The sequence below is a fragment of the Vibrio jasicida CAIM 1864 = LMG 25398 genome (assembly GCF_000400365.1).
GTDB lineage: Bacteria > Pseudomonadota > Gammaproteobacteria > Enterobacterales > Vibrionaceae > Vibrio > Vibrio jasicida.
Window position 1 is genome coordinate 201579 of record NZ_BAOG01000003.1, and the last position, 21062, is coordinate 222640.

Annotated in this window: 8 protein-coding genes; all 8 read left to right on the forward strand. The window is 42.2% G+C overall.

Annotation, left to right across the window (positions count from 1 at the left end; genetic code table 11):
• The first annotated feature begins 419 nt into the window (after positions 1 to 419).
• A complete protein-coding gene (locus VJL_RS01000; RefSeq protein ID WP_038874863.1) occupies positions 420 to 3218 on the forward strand; it encodes an ATP-dependent DNA helicase in 2799 nt (932 codons plus the stop codon).
• Complete coding sequence (locus VJL_RS01005) at positions 3218 to 4627, forward strand: tetratricopeptide repeat protein (RefSeq protein ID WP_038874866.1); 1410 nt, start codon at positions 3218 to 3220, stop codon at positions 4625 to 4627. Before VJL_RS01000 ends, VJL_RS01005 begins: the two co-directional genes overlap by 1 nt.
• Before the next feature lie 69 nt (positions 4628 to 4696).
• Positions 4697 to 6934: a DUF8426 domain-containing protein gene (locus tag VJL_RS01010; protein ID WP_050568796.1), complete on the forward strand. Its 2238-nt coding sequence runs from the start codon at positions 4697 to 4699 to the stop codon at positions 6932 to 6934.
• A gap of 5 nt (positions 6935 to 6939) precedes the next feature.
• Entirely contained in the window at positions 6940 to 8244 is a 1305-nt protein-coding gene (locus VJL_RS01015) for an McrC family protein (RefSeq protein ID WP_038874871.1), read from the forward strand.
• 246 nt (positions 8245 to 8490) lie between these two features.
• Positions 8491 to 11811: an STY4851/ECs_5259 family protein gene (locus VJL_RS01020; protein ID WP_227741109.1), complete on the forward strand. Its 3321-nt coding sequence runs from the start codon at positions 8491 to 8493 to the stop codon at positions 11809 to 11811.
• Positions 11812 to 11822: 11 nt separating this feature from the next.
• Positions 11823 to 18107, forward strand: coding sequence for a DEAD/DEAH box helicase (locus VJL_RS01025; RefSeq protein WP_038874876.1), 6285 nt, complete (start codon positions 11823 to 11825; stop codon positions 18105 to 18107).
• Positions 18108 to 18656: 549 nt separating this feature from the next.
• Positions 18657 to 19343 carry a hypothetical protein gene (locus VJL_RS01030; RefSeq protein ID WP_038874878.1) on the forward strand — a complete coding sequence of 229 codons (687 nt, stop codon included), beginning with the start codon at positions 18657 to 18659 and terminating at the stop codon, positions 19341 to 19343.
• 368 nt (positions 19344 to 19711) lie between these two features.
• Entirely contained in the window at positions 19712 to 20842 is a 1131-nt protein-coding gene (csm6, locus tag VJL_RS01035; RefSeq protein WP_038874880.1) for a CRISPR-associated ring nuclease Csm6, read from the forward strand.
• Positions 20843 to 21062 lie beyond the last annotated feature (220 nt).

The following is a 21062-nucleotide window of genomic DNA, read 5'->3' on the forward strand; positions in this document are numbered from 1 at the left end:
GTTTAAAGCAATATCTACACTGTTTAACTTAATCGTTGAGCTTGTAAAAAGTCTTTTATCAATTGTGTTTAGTTTATTCTCTATTGTCTGCAACTTAATCAAAGTGCTATGCCATATTTTCTCTGCTTTTTACATCCGACATAAAGGAAACAAAGAAATCGAGAAACTGAAAAGTGAGATCGAACAACAAGAGCGCAGTTCTCTAAGTCATAAGTAGAGCTGAATTCTATAAAACTGAATCTGATTTGTTCTTGGTCAAGAATTCTATCTACCCATAATTGGAATGTCATACTGTTTGTGTTTATAATAGCGATGTGCATTTCGGTGCAATCTAAATGTTGCTAGAAACACTAGTAGCTTGACCACTCGAGTTACTGCTTCAAACATATTGATTAAGTTATCTTCAATGGAGTTCGTGAGTGAAATCTTCGAATTTTTCTTTTCTAAGCTCAGGTTACCCAAAAGTACAAAAACTGGGCGAGCAAGCTGAAAACAACATTTATCGTGACCCGCAAACAGCAGCCTTTAAGCTGAGAGCATTTTCAGAGTTGTTGGTAGAACACATATTTCACCACCTCCAGCTTGAAGTGGAACCGAATCAATCCCTTCTTCAACGTTTGCAAAGTGAAAGTTTTAAGAAAGCAGTCCCTCAAGAAATCTTAAGTAAACTGCATGCAGTGAGGAAACAAGGTAACAAGGCGGTTCATAATGAACTCGAACTGACGGCCTCTGATGTTCTGTGGCTTCTAGAAGAGTGCTATTTGATTGGACGTTGGTTTATCCAAACGATGCAAGGTAGCTATGTCTTTGTTCCGGCTTTTGTAGCTCCTATCTGTCGTGATGAGGTTTTAGAGAGCTTACGCTTAGATAACTCCAAACTGCAAAGCAAATTTAATGAAAGAGCGGCCATTCTTAAGCAAACTGAAGACGAGCTTGCACAGTTAAAAGAAGAGCTAACGCAGCGTCGTACCGGACAGTTATCAAGCGAAATCTCTGGAGCGTCGATCCGAGAGTTTCAGAGAGCAGGTCAAGAAGCGGTCAGCAGTTTTGACCTCAAGATGGATCAAACGCGGGCAAGAGTCTCTATTCATGATGAGTTTTCTGGGATCACTCTTACTCATGATCAGCAAAGAGCGCTTAACTCAATTGAAAGCTTCATTAATTCACCTGAGCCAGATGTTTTTATTCTTCACGGTTATGCAGGTACAGGTAAAACCTTTATCACCAAAGGGGTAGTAAACTATTTAACCAACCTAGGCAGGCATTGTGTGTTGTTGTCGCCTACGGGTAAGGCAGCGAAAGTACTTTCAGAAAAGACGATGCATAGTGCATCGACCATACACAGTGCAATCTACGATTTTCGAGATTGTTACCTGAGAGATGAGCATGACGACCGTTTGCCTGTTGCGTCTTTAAAGCCCAACTTTAGCGGTGAAGAGACAGTTTATATTGTCGATGAAGCATCGATGGTTGCAGACATATATTCGTGCACTGAAAATTTGCAATTTGGTTCAGGTTTTTTGCTGAAAGATCTTATCGATTTTTCTCAGAAGTCTAATGGCAGCGCAGAGGCACAGGTACGCCGAAAGGTTATCTTTATTGGTGATCACGCACAGCTCCCCCCTGTAGGAATGAATTTTAGCCCAGCATTGTCGAATGAGTACTTATCCGATGAGTATCAACTAAAGACCGTTGAGGAGACCCTTAGAGAGGTAGTGAGACAGAAGTCCGAAAGTGGGGTCTTAGGGAATGCGACAATGCTGAGAAATGCCATCGAGAAGAAGGTGTTCAATCAGTTAGATTTTGACTTAGCAAAGCCAGACGTTGAATCCATCGAGGCAGACCAAATTGTTCAGCGATTTATGCAGTTATGTAATGGTTCAGTTGCTCAAACGAAAGAGGTGATGCTGGTTGGCTCTTCAAATCGCATCGTGGCAGGCTACAACAAACAATGTCGTGATTATTTCTTTCCTGGGCAATTGGAGTTGTGCACCGGAGACAAAGTTATCTCAGTTGCCAACCATTATCGAGATGATATCGATGTGACTAATGGTGACTTCGGCTTAATCAGACAAGTGCTTTCTGGTGTGGAGTCGAGGCTAGTCACTTTTAATAAAAAAGTGGATGGCAAAACAGAAAAAGTCACAGTTGAACTGGCATTCCGCGATGTTGAGCTAGTGTTTAGAAATCAATTCAACAACCCCCAGATTGTTAGAGCGAAGGTGATGGAAAAGCTATTGTATAGCGATGAGCCATCGTTAACTGCTGATGAATCCAGAGCTCTTTACGTTGATTTCTTGAACCGCCATCCAGAGTTAACTCGCAAAGGGTATGAAGAGCAATTAATTCATGCTCGAAGAACGGATGAATACCTAAACGCATTCAAGGTTAAGTTTGGTTACGCCATTACTTGTCATAAAGCCCAAGGTAGCGAATGGGAGCATGTTTTGGTTAATTGTAAATCTCATCATGCGCCACTGTGCTTAGATTACTTTCGTTGGCTATACACGGCAATTACTCGAACCTCCCAAACTTTGTATGTGGTAAATCAGCCAAAGATTAAGATTGGTGGCGGCCCAGTGATTATTGGAAACGGTATTGGTGAGCAGAAGCCTGATACTGTGATTCAACCTGTTGCTATCGATAGTGAAGAGTTAAATCGTTTTGGTATTGGAGAAGGGCAAGCAGTATTAATCGGTTTGTTAGGGCAAGTAAAAGCATGTCTGGAGGGGACGCAAGTAGAAATTATTGATATACGCCATTATCAATACCAAGAGAGATACCTTCTTCAGCTTGGGGATAGCACTGTAGAAGCTCACTTCAACTATAACGGCAAAAATAAAATTTCTTCGATGCAACTCAAGGGGCAGGGTGAACTTCAATCTGACCTTGATTCTCGGTTTGGCAAAATTATTGGTAGCACAGTCGCAAATAGCTCAGCCGTTGCTACTAAAGGTGATTTCCACTTTGATGAAGATTTTTTGTCTGATTTTTATCAACGCGTACGTGATGTTTTTTCCCCACATGGGATTAAGGTTGCAGACATTGATCAAAAGCCATGGAATCAACGCTATACGTTTTCTCTCAACAACGAAAGTGCAGTAGTTGATTTCTACTACAACGGTAAACAACAGTTTAAAAAAGTGATGCCAATGCCTCAACTAAGTGGGTCTAAAACACTATTAAGTACAGTTACAGAAATCTGGAGTCAGTCATAATGTCAGAGCAGCCATTCCGTACTGTCACAAACCTCAGAAAGTCGGGACAGCTTCAAGAAGCGTGGAATGTCGGTTTTCAAGCGTTAGAGAGTAATCCTCAAGATGCGTATTTGAAAGGCGCTCTGTTTTGGGTTTGTTACGAATTTCTTAAGCAGCAGCAAGAGAGGATTACACATCGTGCATCATCATCGGGAAACCATAGACCAACAGATTTTGAATTCGAGCAAATAGAAAATTTACTCCAAACCATTATGAACTTGGACATACCGACAGGTGGACTTGAATATAAGATGCTCTTAGTTCAGTTTCGTAAAAATATTGAGTGGTTCCCTACACTGATTCACTGCGTGTTACGTTTGCAGGGGGCACTGTTTGATCATGAATCAAAGCAACCTTTTCAAGCTGAAAAGGGCGAAGTCCCGAGTCTAATGTTATCGTCTACAAGGCAAATTGCATCGGCATGGTTGCGTGCTCATAAACATTGGCAAATCGACTTACAACGAGTAGTTGAGTTGATCAGTCTCACCAAATCTGCGGTCGCTGATACAAAGCACCTAGTGTGGTTAGATTATGACTATGCAAAGTGCTTGATTGTTACTGGGCAGTTTGAACAGGCTCGAGCACTGATTCTACCAATCCTCAGAAAAAAGACTAAAGAGTCTTGGGCTTGGGGAGCTCTCGCGGCGACCTATCGTTCACAAGATAAAGCTCTAGCGATCAAGTTTTTTGCGAAAGGTATCGTATCTGCCCATGACGTTACATTCAGTCTTCGATTACTTAATGGGATAGTGCCACTACTTGTTGAACACCAACGTACAGCTGAAGCTTCTATGTGTGTAAAAACTGCGCTTGTAACTTACCAATCTAATGGTTGGAAGGTTAAGCCAGAGTTAGCTCAGTTGTCGCAAAGTGCTTGGTATGACGATACGGTCGACCAAAGTCAGCTTAATGCCTACCTAAACTCTATTTGTAGCGATGCCACTGACTACCTTCATGGCCCTGTGACTAAGGTGAAAGGTTTAGTCGAGAACATTCACAAATCTGGTAAAGGTTTCCATGTGTTTGTTAATAAATCGACCTCACACTCCGTACGAATGGGGGCTCATAAGGCGAAAATTAAGCCTGAAGTCGGCAGTTACGTAGAACTCTCACTGGCTCAAAAAGAGGGTGAGGTTGAAGTGGTGGCATCAGAGCCTTGCAAAGACGTTAGCATTGACGATGTGTCATACATAGAAGGGGAACTAAGGATTGCGCCCAAAGGTTTTGGGTTTGTAGAAGATACTTTCATTCCACCTTTTGTTATCAGCGATATTCCAGAACAAAGTCAGGTGAAGGCATTACGCGTGATGACATGGGATAAGGTTAAATCTCGTTATAGCTGGAAGGCAATAAAGCTAACAAGGGTATAGAAAGCTCTATTTCAAGGGCGCTAATAAGTAAATTCGATGTAAAACATCTTTTGGTTAGTGGAATGAACAATGAATCAAATTAATTCACTGCAGCAACTGTGGGATAAGTTTTTGGCCGAGTGGCCACTTGAACGTATTAAAACAATGACACTACAAGAATACGTTTCAACTCAAGATAAAACGACGTTTACATATTGGTTGGAAACCAAGACTCAGCCTTTAGCAAATATTAAAGGTTCCCCATCTCCCAAGTTTGGTATTTATAAACGCAATAGTGAACCGAAGGAACGCTCCGGGATGGCTCATGGGTCGGAATACTCATGGTGGGAAAAGCTTGGTTCTACCGAGCAAGAAGCTTTCGAAACTGTTCGAAGTGAAATTATTCGAGTCATAAATGCGGTTCAAGTTGGCGACCTAACGACGGTTGATAATGCGAAACTTGCTCCTGTATATAAATGGAAAATCGCATTTATGTACCAAGTACAAAGTGTGCCTACTATCGTCAATATATTCGCGAAAGATAAGCTGTCTGAGTTAACTGGGCTGCCTAAGTCTTCAAGCTATCCAGAGCTCTATCGCTCTTTGATGAATAACTACGACACAGAACAACACGCCAATATTGCTGAGTATGGACGGATGTGCTGGTCTCAGCTTGAGCTTCTCGATAATGAAGAACAACCATCGAATGAGCCACTTAACACTTCTGCAGGGAACACATTAATGTCACCGCTTAATCAAATACTCTATGGCCCTCCTGGAACAGGTAAAACCTACCATACTATCGAAGCAGCTGTTGTAGCAGCAGAACCGACTTTTGGCTGGGCAAATCGTAGTGAATTAAAAGAAAAATATGACCAATTAGTCGCCGATAAGCGCATCCGTTTTGTCACTTTCCATCAAAGCTATGGCTATGAAGAGTTTGTTGAAGGGCTCCGCGCTGAGTCGGATAATGACGGTAACCTATCCTACGTAATCAAAGATGGTATTTTCAAGTCTATCTGTGATGAAGCTGCTGCTCAGAAAGTTGAAAAACCCAAATTACTAAGTGAAGACGCACGAATTTGGCAACTATCTATTGAAAGTAGCGGTCAAAGTGAAGTTAAGAAGTATTGCTTGGAGAATGATATAGGGGCGATTGGCTGGGGGCATGTTGGTAATATGAGCTCTGCCAACCGGACTCAGGAAAGCGATGACTTACTTGCCTCTGAAACTCATCCAAATCAAGCAACAATAAGGCATTTTTGTAATGGAATGGCCATTGGTGATGTGGTTTTTTGTGTTAGTGGTCAAAAAACAATAGAAGCCATTGGTGTTGTTAGCGGAGATTATGAGTTTCGACCAGATGGTGTTCTTATGCGTGAGGACTATTGTCATGTTCGTCCGATTAAATGGTTAGCAAGAAACCTCAAACTCAATGTTTATGATCTAAATGGTCAGACTCGCTTACCAATTAAAACTTGCAGCGAGTTGACTCGTTTTTCTGTATCAGAGTTACTTACTCTATTGAATAAGAACAATATTTTGTTAGATAAAGGAGTTGCTCAAGGTGCACAAAGATTTGTTCTGATTATTGATGAGATAAATCGAGGCAATATATCCAAGATATTTGGTGAGCTCATTACGTTAATTGAACCGTCAAAGCGGGCTGGTAAGCAGGAAGCTCTAGAGCTTGTATTATCTAACTCAGGTAAGGCGTTTTCTGTACCCGACAATCTACATATCATCGGAACTATGAACACTGCTGACCGCTCATTAGCGATGATGGATACAGCGCTTCGTCGTCGTTTTGATTTTGTTGAAATGATGCCAAAACCTGAGTTATTGAAAGGTGCAGTAGTAAAAGGCATCGATCTTGAGCAATTACTAAGTGTGCTCAACCAGCGTATTGAAATTCTTTATGACCGTGAACACACACTTGGCCATGCGTTCTTATTGCCAGTTAAGGCGCTTGCTGATGTTGGCGAAGAAGATAAGGCATTTAAAGTGCTTGTCTCAGTATTCAAAAACAAAATCATTCCGCTACTTGAAGAGTACTTCTTTGAAGATTGGGGCAATATTCGTTTGGTTTTAGCTGATAATCAAAAGCTAGATCATTTGCAGTTTGTTGAAGAAAAAGAGCAAAAGCCTGAAGCTCTGACAAACCTGTTTGGTAAGGGGCATCACCTAGACCAATACGGACAATCAGTAGTGAAATACACGCTCGCTACGGATAATGCGGCCGTTTGGAGTGATGCTGAGGCTTATACAGGTATTTACCAAACGATGGTAAAAACCTCTGAGAGTCAATCTGATTCAAACCAAGAGTAATCTCAATGCATACTACGGTTTTTGAATATGGCTACTTAACGCATGTGCAAGCTGCGTGTGATAACTTAAATGCCCAGCTTATCTCTAAAAGTGCTTTCGAGTATTTAAAAGAAGTCTGCTTGAGTGCGAGCGAATCTGAAACCAGTAAATGCTTAGGTTTAACTAAGCGTTTTGGACATGAGTTGCTTCAAGTGAAAAACTACGTCGGTGTAATGTTTACACCGACAGGCGAACATATTGAAGTATTGCCCAAAACAGGCCGTAAATCGGAAAGTACTGAACAGGCGATAACAGAATCGCGTGAAATGTTGCTGATGATGCTTCAGCACTTAGGGGCTTTTCGCTATGTGGCATCGAACCAAGCGAGTGTGGCTAGCAAAAAAATGCCACTTCTAGAGGTCTTTATAGCCCAGTTTCTTCAGTCGGTGAATACGCTGGTTAAGCGAGGGTTGAAAAGTGACTATGTCACACAAGACGACAATCTTCACTTCCAAAAAGGCAAGCTACAAGTTTCTCAGCAAATCAGGCACAACCTGGTTAATAAACACAAGTTTTACGTTGAATACGATGAATATTTGATTAACCGTCCGGCCAATCGAATTCTCAAAATGGCTCTATTGAAGTTAGGTAATTACACAAGGTTAGCGACCAACCAAAAGTTACTGCGTGAGCTGCAGTTTGCTTTTGCTGAAGTCCCTAACTGCAAGTCGGTTAAACAAGATATCAACGCCCTTAAGTTGGACAGGGGAATGAGTGATTATCATCGACCTATTGAGTGGGCGAAACTGATACTCGACGGCTTCTCTCCGCTAAGCATGAAGGGCAAAAGTAGTGCTCTTTCTTTACTGTTTCCGATGGAGGCGGTTTTTGAGAGCTATGTTGCTTCAGTGTTAAAGAGGCAACTCCCTGATGATGTGGTTCTGATCACACAAGCTTCTTCGAAATATCTTGTAAGTCATAATGAGCAAAGCCAGTTTCAGCTCAAACCGGATCTATTGTTAACACTACCGGATAATTCGAAGCTGATTCTCGATACAAAATGGAAGCTGCTCGACCTCGAAGAACATAATTATGGGCTTTCTCAATCTGATCTCTATCAAATGTTTGCTTATGGACATAAATACCTAAATGGTATGGGGGATCTTTTATTGATCTACCCCGCACATAGCGGCTTTAAAAAAGCGATAAAATATAGTTTTGATTTCAGCGAATCATTGCGGCTTTGGGTTGTCCCGTTTGTCACTGACTTGAAGGGGGGAAGTAGACTCATGTGGCCCCGCGGATTTCCAAATACTGTGTCAACGCCATAAGCTTATAAAAATCACAACTGGCGCATAATGGTAATAATAATTACCAGAGTTTTAATAGAGTCTTATCTCTAAATACGAATCATAAATACTGCGGTTTTTTGGAAAATATACCTGTTTATGAGTAAAGCCTCTTAAAGTAATAAGTGAATTATAAATAACGTTTAACAGTTAACCGAGTTACCTAATCATTCATTAATCTGTTGGTATTTTCATCAACAGTCAATCATTTAATAAGCGGTCAATATTGTGATACCTACTACCTCTAATATCCCAACACAGTCGGTCTCTGACTGGCTGAAACAATTTTGTCTGACTCGGAGTGATAAGATTCATTCTAATCAACCACTTTATCAGCTACACATGACTCAACTGGAATATCGCGAGTTAGAGGCTGTGCTATCGAAAAGCCGAGATTTTCAACACACGTTACGTTTTACTAAGGAGTGGTGCGGCGCATTCACTCTCTATTGTGCAGAGTGGTTTAGGCGAGAGTATACCCAGAATTGGAGTTGGGAACCTATCTTCGAGCGTCTGAAGTTTCGCCTATCGCCTGGCGACATTAGTGAAGCGATCCCTATGGGGCTTGAGGATTATTGGGGGAAAACGTTGTCGCGTTACAGCCAATCTAATCGGAATGATTATTTAGGCTCTTTGTTTAGAGAAGGGGGGTTGCCTTCTAACTTGCTATCGCAGAATGACAATCATTATCAATGGACCTTTAACTCGGTGTTTGACAAGTACCAAGTTGTAAGAGAATTTGGTGAGAGTGCAGTCAATGCATATATTAGCAGTAAGGTTGTGTACCTTCCTGAGTCGCTGCAAGGTGAAGAGTCAATAGAACTGATTCGAAACATGGTAGAAAAGCTAGACAGTTTTGTACACACCTACAATCTAGATGAACAAGCTGACCCAGTTGCCTACCTCGAGCAAAATTACCCTCAGTGGCGTGAAGTGTTTCCTTTACCACTAGACAGTGCTACCGGTACTTTGTTCTTAAGTCAGTTGCTTTCACGCGCAACGGAAGAAGTGCGTAAGGTAGCAAAGAAACGCCGCGACTTACGTTGTAAACACTATATCGACTTCGCTAACCAAAGTGTGATTAGCGATGTTTTATTACCGCTGAGCATCACATTTAATATAAACCCAGTTCAATTGAGCAGTAGTCGAATTGAATTGGCTATCTTTGAAGGTGAGCGCCACTTAGCATCCCTTGGTACCTGCTTTGCTCAGTTTGATAATGACAAAACAGTTGTTCGAATTCGTCAAAGTTTGGCATCAGTAGTGCGTGATTCGACAGACAGCGAACTGTATATAGTCGCATTGCAATCTGGTAGACAACTAGCTCAAGAAAGGCTGACTGCCAGTACAGTGGATTGTGAGGATGCACCACTTACTCTAGTGGAAAGCGATGGTCGGTTTTTGGTGGCAGGACAGGCGACAGTTCGCACTAAGGTGAATAAAGTACTCGTATTGGTACCTAATAAAACGTTGTTCGAGATACAACATGGTCACTATGAATCCACTCCTTCATTTTCTTTCGGAAATTTAGATACTTATAGCCTTGAAGGAAAAGTTTCACTGTCGTTTGAAAATGGAGATAGGTTTGTTATTACTACGGGGGCTGAGCACTATGCCGATGAGATCTTTACCCTTAAGGGGGATCTTGTCCCTTGGAAGTCTATCCCATCCTTAGTTTTTAAAGGTGTGCCGAAAATTGCAACGCAAGACGCTGGAGATATTAGCCTCGGCTTGAGTACTTATTTGAATGGTGATGTTGCCCATCGGCTTGCTCCATCAGAGGTACACGGTCGCCAACTTCTGTCGGTTAAAAACCGTGATAATGAAGTATTGCTAAGAAAGCGGATCGGTATTCTTCCACAAGACTTTAAGCTGGATCTACTTCCAGGAGCTACGCCTACTGAAGGTCGAGTATTGGTATCTAGTCAGTCACCATTAGTTGCTCATGTTATCGATAAGGATCTTCGTACTTCAATTACAAAACCTAAACAAGGTGTCACAGAAATTTTTCTGAATGCGAGTGGGATGCCACCAGCAACTTTCACCTTGAATATTCAGGCTTCGTTGCTGTCTGATCCAATTACTTTGATTGTGCCATACCCATCCACTGGTGTAACTGCGTTCAATGGAAACGGACAGCCTTTACAAGGTCGTTTGTCGCTCGAAGATTTAGTCGGGAGTCGTATCAACCTCTTCACTCAGCATGGGAGACCAACACGTTACGAAATTACATTGCTGAATTTATCTAAGTACAGTTCAGGACGCCGAGCTGCAAGCTTCAATTGGGATTACCGTGTAATTGACAAGCCTGTTGAGGTGAGCCTATATGGTCTTCGAGATTATGTTCTTGAACTATTATCGTTGAGCGAAAACTTAGACAGTGAAGTTGAACTCTCAATCAAAGGCTGTGGGCGTACGGAGCGCTTCGTCATCAGTTACTACTCAACGACGGTTAGCTATGATACAGACAATAACTTAGTGAGCTTAAATAGCCGTACGCTCAGAGACGCATCAGGGGTTAAGGCGATCCTAACGGATCTCACCAAGCCTGAACAGGCGCCACACCCGCTAGTTAGTCGTATTAGCGAAGGTGTCGATACGGGAGAGTATGAACTCCCGAGCTTCCTTAATGATGGTGGTCCATGGTTAGTCTTACCGGCTGAAAACTCCGAAGTTGCATTTCGAGCTCGCTTTATCCCTAGCGATAAAAATGATAGTGATGTTTTAGATATCAATACATTGCAAAAAGCCGCCCGAGCATTTAATCCTCGTGATGAAGTGACCAGTATTGCAAAAGTCATTTCGCAAATGGCCGATGATTGGAATCATAGCGGTTGGACATATTTGCAAAGCACGTGGAAGCAATTTCAATATTTACCAATGTCGACTTTTGAAGTGTGGCGTCACTTAGTGCGAAACCCTAAAGCACTTGCCGTCGCTTTGTTTAAGTTTGATATGGACGCACAGCTTATTGCAAAACTTGAGACTCAACTGCCAGTAGTATGGGAGTTTGTTCCAATTCAATGTTGGTTGGACGCGAAGCAATTATTTGGTGATGCTTTGGAAAAGCTCGGCATAACTGGTGAAATGCAAGCAGATCTGCTGAGCAAAATGATAGACAAGTTGACTCAGGAAATTTCTTCACTGTCAGCCTTAGCACAATACATTAAAGACGAAAAGCTAACTCAGCCATTCCCCCCTCAGGTTATACAACCAATGATTCAAGGGCAGTGGTACCAAGATTTACTGCGCCTGCATAGTGATAATGATCATTGGCCAAATGATGCAGGGGACGATTTGCGTCAAATGTGTACCTCACTCGGCCTCATGCCATTCGACCTAACCGTAAATGCAGGGTATCAAATTGGTGTTGTGTATGCGCCAATCTTTGCAGCTGGCGTCGCATGTGGTCGAGTACCACAAGAAATTATTTCACGCTTTGAGCACAAAACTCTATTCGATTTTCGCCAGTTAAAGAACTTTGATCATCAATGGTTTGGCCCTTTATTTTGCTACGTAGTTAACTACCTTACATGCAACGCTTCTTAGGAGCATAGAATATGAATCGTTATTTCTCTTCTTTGGTTGAGCAGTCAATTAATCGCTCGCAAGAGGCTACTCTAGGCGTACTCGGTGTCGCAAATTCAAGCTTGCGTGAACACTTGAAACAAGTGATGTCTGCCGAGAGTGGTGAGCCCCAGTCTTTTATGGCACCACCGTTGTTCGAACACACCTTTGGTTGGGAGTTCGCCGAGCCCAATATGAAAAACTTAAAGGGTGGTTTACTTAATAGCGCAGTGGTTGACTCTCTCGATGACAAATCCAATGGACGTTATCGTTTTGGAGCCGAATTTCATCCCTTCAAGCATCAGCTTACAGCGTGGAAAACCTTACTCGATGAGAAACCGAAATCAGTAGTGGTTACTTCTGGCACTGGTTCGGGAAAAACTGAGTGTTTTATGGTTCCAGTAATCAATGACTTATATGAAGAGCATGCACAAACTCAACAACCTCTTGTTGGTGTCAGGGCGCTATTTCTGTATCCGCTTAATGCGTTGATTAATTCTCAACAAGAACGTTTGGATGCTTGGACGCAACACTTCGGCAGCAACCTTCGCTACTGTTTGTATAATGGCAATACAGAAAACAGTGAAAACAAAATGCGCTCGGCACAGAAAAAACGTCCAAATGAAGTGTTGTCAAGGGAGTTACTGCGTAAAGAACCTGCTCCTATTTTGGTTACCAATGGCACGATGCTTGAGTACATGCTAGTTCGCCAAGTTGACTCTCCAATCATCGAGCAGTCTCGTGCGCAAAAATCTCTTCGTTGGATTGTACTCGATGAGGCTCATACTTATGTGGGGTCTCAAGCTGCTGAACTATCACTTCAACTTCGTCGCGTGTTACAGGCTTTTGGGGTTGAAGCAAAAGATGTCCGCTTCGTCGCGACTTCTGCGACGATTGCAGGGGATGATGCGGCTGAACAACTACAAAAATACCTTGCCAATCTTGCTGGGGTGGAAACCGAACAAGTCAAAGTTATTGGCGGACGACGTGTTATCCCAAAACTTGATTTTGTAGATCAAAAATTGCTTAGTCTCGAAGAGGTTGAGTCAATCGAACCAGAAGGCACTGAAGTTAAAAAGGGCAAGTATGACTCTGACGTAGCTCCAGAGCGATTTAAAGCGCTGTGTGCCCATCCAGTCGCACTTAGGATACGAGACGTTATCGTTGATAGTGATAAACCACTGACTTTAAGTGATATTGCTCAACAAGTCTCAATAGCATTCAATGGTGAAGCTATATCTCAACAGCATTTGTTGCGATGGATAGATGTGTTGACTGGAACTAAACCAGACACATCAAGTGAAGCTTTTTTGAAAGTAAGAGCACATTTTTTCCAACGGATGACTAATGGGTTGTTTGCGTGCATTGATAAAGACTGTAGCTGCAAGAAAAATACGGCACTAGAACAAGACTGGTCGTTTGGTTTGGTCTATGCGACTCATCGTCAAAAATGTGGTTGCGGTGCTCCAGTGCTAGAGCTGAGTTTTTGCATCGAATGTAACGAGCCACATCTTTTAGCAAGAGATAATAAAGGCAAGTTGGGGCAATGGAATGGAAGCGTTGGCGACGAGTTTTCACTTCAACATGAATTTGCTGAGGATGACAGTCAGCAAATCCAAGATGTTGAAGAAAACTCTAACACTCCAGAAGTTTTTGGTAGTCGACTTGATGACGAAGGGCATTATGGTTCAATGACTATAAGTCCTGAGGGTAATCTAGGCTCATTGAATGGTGAAGGCTATACACTGACTCATGATATGTCAGGGCTATCCCACTGTTGCAATTGTGGTTTCAGTGGCTTTAGTGGAAGTATGCCTCTAAGGCGTGCAATGTTAGGTGCCCCATTTTACATCGCTAATGTTGTGCCAACTCTATTGGAGTATTGCCCTGACTTTGAAGGGGAGAGCAATCAAGTTGGGCCACAATCCTTACCAGCTAGAGGGCGTCGATTAATTACGTTTACGGATAGCCGCCAAGGTACAGCTCGTCTTTCAGTAAGAATGCAGCAAGAAGCAGAGCGTTCAAAATTACGTGGTGCTGTCGTTGAGATACTGAAGAACAAGCAACTCGATAGCATGGCAAACCAAGAAGTGGTTAGTGAAGGTATTTCACCTTCAGAACTACGTGAGAAGGCTGCAGGTCTTCGTGCACTTGGTATGGCAAGTATGAATGAAGCTGCAGAACAGCTAGAGCGTCAAGCTGATGCACTTGAATCAGGAGCTATGGCATTCAAGCCAGTTTCTGTTTCATGGGTTGACATGATCAATGAATTGGCCAGAAAGAGTGACTTCAAAGGTGCAATGAAGCTTTACAACCAATACTTATCTCCTGAAGTCTTTAAAGACAGTGACGGTAGTTTAAAGCTAGCTGATATGTTGCTGTTTAGAGAGTTTTCTCGCCGACCAAAACGTCAAAATAGCAGTGAAACTCAAGGGTTAGTTACCGTTAATTATCAAGGAATTGAGACGTTAACTCGTTGTCCTGAGAAGTGGGAATCATATGGCCTGTTACTTGAAGATTGGAAAGACTTCATTAAGGTAGCTCTTGATTTTTACGTGCGTGAGAACAATTTTATGCGTATGGAGGATGAAGGGTGGATCAAGTGGATTGGTGGTCACTTTTCTGCGAAAGCTCTACGCAACCCAGAATCTGAAGAGAAAGACGAATGGCGTATTAAACGTTGGCCGCAAATAAAAGGCTCACAACTCCAGAGGTTGGCGAAGCTATTGAGTTTGGGAGCAGGGCTTGATGCGAGTTCTAGCCATGGGAAGGATATCATCAACGGTTGGTTAAGGGATGCATGGAAAGTACTAACTGTAGATGCACGTGTGCTGACCAATGATGGAAACCAATATGCACTTGACCGTCATAAAATAGACTTTTCTTTACTCGAAAAAGCGTACGTGTGTCCGGTAACTAATAAACTAATAGATAGCACATTTAAAGGTTTTACCCCTTATCTTCCACGTAAGGTCGAAGACCCTAAACAATATATTTGTACCGAAGTTCCATATCCACACATTTGGGAATACGACGTTAGCCAACTCGATTATGAAGAGGGTCTAAAGTCGGTGCGTAGTCAAATTGCTAAGGATGATGCGATTCAAAAGTTACGTAGCACCAATTTGTGGACTGATGTCAACGACCGAGCTCTAGAAGGTGGTTTCTATTATCGAACAGCAGAGCACTCAGCACAGCAAAGTGCTGACAGGCTGAACGATTACGAAGACATGTTTAAGCAAGGCAAAATCAACGTTTTAAACTGCTCAACGACTATGGAGATGGGAGTAGATATTGGCGGTATTTCGGCGGTCGTAATGAACAATGTACCACCACATCCCGCTAACTACTTACAACGAGCAGGGCGTGCGGGACGTAGCAAAGAGTCGCGTGCTATTTCGTATACTTTGTGTAAAGGTAATCCGCACGATCAGCGAGTTTTTGATAATCCTAAGTGGCCATTTGTAACCCAGATTCCAGCGCCCTATGTGGCATTTAATTCGGAACGTTTGGTGCAAAGGCATGTTAACTCTTTATTGTTCTCGCTTTTCTTAAATCGCCAGGTTGGGACAACGAACAAAGAGAAAACGAAACTGAATCTTGAGTGGTTCTACTTGCCAGAACAAGATTCAGTGTGTGACCGTTTTGTGGATTGGTTAGGAAGTGATGCGCTGCAGTGGTCTAAGTCGTTGGAGAGTTTAGTAAAAGGCACTGCGTTAAATGATCACACCTGCGAGACACTATGTGATATCTCAGCGGATACAATTCGCAAATTGCGAGATCGTTGGTTTGAAGAATACCGCTATCTAACAAAACAACTGACGTCCGCGATCAGTGATTCCCCGTATGAATATCGCATTAATAAAGAACTCTATCGTTTAAAAAATGAGTTTGTTCTGCGTGAATTAGCGTCGAAATCGTTCTTACCAGGTTATGGTTTTCCAACGGATGTAGTGAACTTTGACAACAATAATATCCAGGACTTTATTCGTGAAAAGCAGAATAATAAAACACCTAAGTCGGACCGAATTGACAATGTTTCGCGTAGCCGTGGTTTACCAAGCCGTAACCTTGCCGTCGCGATTCGTGAGTATGCTCCGGGTTCAGAAATTGTTTTAGATGGTCGAGTGTTTACTTCTGGAGGTGTGTCACTGCATTGGCAAAACGTACACGCAGATACCAATGAAGCACAAAAATTTGATTTAGCATGGCGTTGTGATTCTTGTGGTCATACAGGCTATGAGACTCAAGCGTCAGTGATGGCGGAGCTGAATTGTAGTAACCCAGAATGTGCTAAACCAATTAAGCAAAAGCATATTCGCAGGGTGTTACAACCAACGGGCTTCGTGACTGATTTTTATGCAACGCCGACTAATAACATCGCTATGCAAAAATTCATCCCAGTTGAGCCGGCTTGGGTGAGTGCTGGGAACGCTGCGAGAGTTAGCTTACCGAATGAAAAAATTGGGCACATGTTATCTAACACCGAAGGCACAGTATTTAACCACACCTCTGGTGAGAACGGCACAGGCTATGCGTTATGCATGACATGTGGTCGAGCTGAATCAATGGACAAAAATGGACATTTCCCTAAGACCTTGAATCCGACAAAGCCTCATCGTCCGCTCAAAGCACCGCAACGCGACAGAAAAGGTGATGATTCGGTAGAGTGTGATGGTTCGCCTACGTTGATGGAAGCAATTCACCTTGGTGCCCACACTAAGACTGATGTGTTTGAATTGAGTTTGAAAAATCCAGTTAGTAATGAATACATAGCAGATGACGCTGAAGGGAGAGTGGTTGCAACGACTCTTGCGGTCGCCCTACGAGCTGCACTGGCTGAACAACTTGGTATTTCTACATCAGAGTTGGGTTATGCATTGCGTCCTGCAATCGTGTCTGAAGGCGAAGTCGCGTTGGTAATTCAATTGTTTGACACTATTTCAGGTGGTGCGGGCTTCGCGAGCTCTGCGCACTTGCACGTTGAATCTATATTACGAAAAATGGTTCGTAATCTTGAATGCCAAAGCTGTGAAACGGCTTGTGGTGATTGTTTGTTGCAATCCGATACTCGCCGAGACTCTGATAGTTTAGATCGTCAAGTTGCTAAAAATTGGTTAGGCGATGGGTTTCTCAATTTTGTCGGCTTGCCTGACGACGTTCAATTGTTAGCTGGCGGTTATTATCAACCAAGCTCTATTGACCAAGCTGTGCGTCATTGGATTAACCAAGGGGCAACTTCGGTGCTGTTTCAGTTGCCGAACGATTTCAATAACTGGGACCTTTTAAACCCCAAGTTTAGAAATAACTTGGTGACATACCTTGCTAAGGACAACGTTGACGTTACGATTGTACTGCCTAATGTTGAATTAGACAGCGAAACGGAAATCGAGCTGATTGCTCTACAAAACCTTGGTGTGAATTTCGCGTTATGTCAATCACAGACAGAACTGAATTCGAATATCGCGGTGCAGTTAAAAACTAGAAGCAATATAGTTTCACTCGCTACTGATACATCTGAAAATTTAATTCCAGGAGTAGGTTGGTTAAATGCGGGTGGGCTAGTGGTCGAAAGTGTCCAACTTAATTTAATAGATACGGAGCTTAAGCTTTTTGAAGTAAGTTCAGCCAAACAAAGTGTGAAGAATGGCGAGTGGGAAATTACTACCCAACTAAACGGCAAGTTAACGGACTTTGGCGAACGATTTTGGATGCATCTATTTAAAAACGATGGTGACGAACTGCTCAAGCTATTGTCGAATGATCCTGTTGTCGAAGTCGCGTACAGCGACCGTTATCAACAAAGTCCAGCTAGCTTGTTGCTCATTACTCAAGTGCTTGGGTCATTGTGCAACGTGCTTTCTGCAAAACCAGTGTTGAAAGTCGCGACCTTGTTTAACGAAAAGGAACGTTCAGGTCAGTTTTTACATCAAGATTGGCTTTATCAAGATGATCACTTTGCAGTGTTCAAAACATGGATTGAGCATAAAGCCAAAGTAGAGCCGCTTCTTACCGTAGTTGATAGCCGAACAGACATTGCTCACCGTAGGCTTCTTACTCTGACGTTAGCGTCTGGCCAGAAGATTAATCTCAAGCTAGATCAAGGGATGGGTTATTGGCGTTTGTTCGAACCACAATCACACTTCCAAAGTATCAAATTTGGTTTTGAGCTCGATCCTGCTCATCAGTTGGCACAATTACAAAAACTTGAAAAAGAGGTTACAGTAAGAAACAGTGAAGACTGGAGTACAGATATTTCGTATTCAATTCACGGATAATCCTGCTTAACTGCTAACGCTGTCTGATGTCTCGACAGCGTTAGTTTCGTTACCTGAAATATGTACAAGTGGTTGAGTATGCCTGGGTTTCAGGGTTACTAAGCTTTCAAAGCTCTTTCTAATAAACACCTAAATTAAAAGATCTATCGTCAATGAAGCCTTCAGACAGTTACTTTTTTCTAACTCACGATGACTTGTATGATTTGGATTGAACTCCACGTGTGACAAAGGCTTACAAATAACGGGCACTATTTCTGGGTTTTACAAAATAAAAATAACTGTGTTGAAAGTGAATGTTGTGGGATTGTTCTTCGTTTGATTCAGCTTGAAACTGGAGGGCTTACGAGTCACTAACTGCTAATGTAGAGTTAGGAGTTTCTTTGAATAGTTTCGAAACACAATATCGGATTCAATTTACCTCAGAATTGAAGCAAAACTAAACACTATTGATTTCATATTGATTTTGTAAGCTTACTAACTCATTTCCTTTTGCTTCTCCGCTATCGTTTAACCTACACAACGGCTTGAATGACAACAGCGGAGACAGTAATGGAAACTCAACTTATTTCAGTTAACGATCTTGGTTACATGCGTCACAATCGAGCTTATGCAAATCGATACCGTCATTCTCGCCGTAATCAAGGTGTAGACACGTTAGCTAGAGACTTTTATAAGCATTTAATGCTAGTTGAAAGAGACATCACATGTTGGTTTTTTCGATTGGTGAACTCAAAGAGTGAACGCATCCTTAGATACAAATCCTCCAACGGTGTGTTGAAGTACCAAGAGATCGATTTTATTGCTGAAAATGAGTTCGGGCTGAAGTTTTGTGAGCTCAAATTAAAAGAGCGTTTTAGTGAGACTTTAAGTGAACGTTCGTCGGGTATTGCTCAACTGAAAGCGACCACTGAGGCCGCTTCATCTGTGTATGAGCTAAATGGCTCACTTGCTATCTGCATCGACATGAGTTTTATCTACACTGGTGAAGATAGTGTGGGGCGAAACTTCACAAACGTTGCTGAGCTACCGGACCACTTTAAACGGGAAGGTGAAGGAGAATATATCTGGTTAGATATCAAAGATGTATTGGTTGTAGCATTAAGGGAAGGATGGTTTACACAGGAGCGAGTTGAAGAGATTAGAGAGCTTTATGAAATGATGTACAACCCAATGGCCATGATGCCCAAAGTACATCAAATCCCTTTGAATAGTCCCTTTGCTCAGCTACAAGCTTAGCTTGCCAAAACTGAATGTTGGATAGAAAAACAAACTTGATACTAGATCAAGTAGCTGGTTTTAGAGAGAAGATATCAGAAGAAGAGACTCGTGAAAGCGTTACTTTTTTGTCTTTGGTAACTTCAGACTTGTGGCAAGCTCAAATACTCAAGTTGAGGGTAAGGCGACTGGCTTTAATGCAGTAAGTTGGCAGTAACCTTCTCTCACACAAGAACCTAGCTCCACACAATATACTTCCATAGGTGAAACTCCAACTTGGGGTAATATGTCAGACGATGATATTCCGTTCTAAGGTAAGCGCGCTCGAGCCTGAAATAGGTATGTCTAAATCCACTCTAAATGAACGTAATTTCCATAAGGAAAACAAAGTGAAAAACATCTTGGTAGCCGTAACAGGCGCGAGTCCTCAAGTCCTAACTGAAACGTTGTTTGCATTGAATCATCAAGGTAAAACAATGCCAGATGAAGTGTTTGTGATTACTACCGCTAACGCTAAGCAAACGTTAGAGGAAGGGCTATTTCAAGATGGTCATTGGAACAAGCTAATAGAAGATTATCAACTCCCAGAAGTTAAGTTTAGTTCCAACAATATTTGGTTGATCTCCGATGAAGAGGGTAATGTCTTAGAAGATGCAAAGGCAGAAGCTGACCAAATTGTAATGGCTGACTTTATTACACAGAAAGTAGAGGAGCTGACTCGTAATGACGATGTTGCGATTCATGCTTCAATTGCTGGTGGCCGAAAGACAATGGCTTTTTACATGGGATACGCAATGTCTTTGTATGGTCGTGAGCAAGATGTGCTCAGCCATGTGTTTGTTGACGATGATTTTGAGTTTGTGAGCGAGTTTTATTACCCAACTCCTTACGATAAGTACATTGTCGGGAGGGACAAAAAAAAGGTTGTAAACACTAAGGATGCCAATGTTACCTTAGCGGAAATCCCGTTTGTAAGAATGCGTCGTCAAGTTGATGAGTCAATTTACAACCAAATGCAAAACCATTCATTTTCGAAAACGGTATCGGCTCTAAACAGTGCGCATAACTCTGGCGTTAAAGTGAAAATTTCTACCAAGGATAAGACTCTGGATGTAGCAGGTGTGTCTGTAAAACTAACAGCTAAAGCGTTATCAATTTATTTATTTTTCGTCAATAAAGGAATGAGAACGGAAACGCTAGGACGATCATTTGAGGAAGATGTTGAGCAAACTCGTGAATATTTAGAGGTTTTAGACTCCATGAAAGCAGACGTACGTTTGTATAGAAGTATGGGTCTAGAAGATGAAGGCCAGTGGCGGCAAAACGATTTCACTTTGACTCCTAAATTGACCAAAGACTTCGTTCGCCAATCTCTGAGCGCTTTCCATAAAACTCTAGAGGAGCGCCTAGTCTCTGACATCGTAGCAAAAATCAAAGTGCATTCTGATGGAGCTAAAGCGGGAGCCAGCTACAGCATATGTAGAGACCTTATGATTGAGGTTGACGGGAAGCTCGTTTAGTATTCATTGCCTTTGTTAGTTTATTGAACATTGAAAACGCAAAGCCCGCTATTTTAGCGGGCTTTGTTGTATCTAGAGCCTATCACGCTGTATTCAAATCCCTTTTAGAATTCGATAAATTCCGCCAATACAAACAAAAAATGTGATTGTCTTTTTTAATCTTGCTTGGAGTCAGTTGAACTCAACGCACCGTACACCCAAAGTACTCCTCTTTTTAATA

Excerpts from the sequence above, each read along its gene's own strand:
- VJL_RS01015 (WP_038874871.1), top strand. The coding sequence starts at position 6,940 with ATGCATACTACGGTTTTTGAATATGGCTACTTAACGCATGTGCAAGCT.
- VJL_RS01010 (WP_050568796.1), top strand. The coding sequence starts at position 4,697 with ATGAATCAAATTAATTCACTGCAGCAACTGTGGGATAAGTTTTTGGCC.
- VJL_RS01030 (WP_038874878.1), top strand. The coding sequence starts at position 18,657 with ATGGAAACTCAACTTATTTCAGTTAACGATCTTGGTTACATGCGTCAC.
- VJL_RS01025 (WP_038874876.1), top strand. The coding sequence starts at position 11,823 with ATGAATCGTTATTTCTCTTCTTTGGTTGAGCAGTCAATTAATCGCTCG.
- VJL_RS01005 (WP_038874866.1), top strand. The coding sequence starts at position 3,218 with ATGTCAGAGCAGCCATTCCGTACTGTCACAAACCTCAGAAAGTCGGGA.